Origin of the sequence: Pseudomonas sp. SIMBA_068, from assembly GCF_046534705.1 — a bacterium.
GTDB classification, from domain to species: domain Bacteria; phylum Pseudomonadota; class Gammaproteobacteria; order Pseudomonadales; family Pseudomonadaceae; genus Aquipseudomonas; species Aquipseudomonas putida.
The window spans coordinates 1-255 of the sequence record NZ_JAWRYI010001004.1 but is presented as its reverse complement, the minus strand read 5'-3'; the positions used below and the strand labels follow the sequence as shown (position 1 = coordinate 255).

The following is a 255-nucleotide window of genomic DNA, read 5'->3' as shown; positions in this document are numbered from 1 at the left end:
CACTACGCCTGACTGCGCGTCCGATTCTGGACATCGCGCTGCAATACCGCTTCGACTCTCAACAGACATTTACCCGCGCATTCAAGAAGCAGTTTGCCCAGACTCCTGCACTTTACCGCCGTTCTCCTGAATGGAGCGCCTTTGGTATTCGCCCGCCGCTGCGTCTGGGTGAATTCACTATGCCAGAGCATAAATTTGTCACCCTGGAAGATACGCCGCTGATTGGTGTTACCCAGAGCTACTCCTGTTCGCTGG

General features: G+C 54.9%; 1 protein-coding gene. It reads left to right on the top strand.

Translation table 11 applies throughout. The annotated features are described in order from the left end of the window. On the top strand, positions 1–255 hold a 255-nt coding region (locus tag SB756_RS32450; protein WP_410913555.1), incomplete at both ends, for an AraC family transcriptional regulator.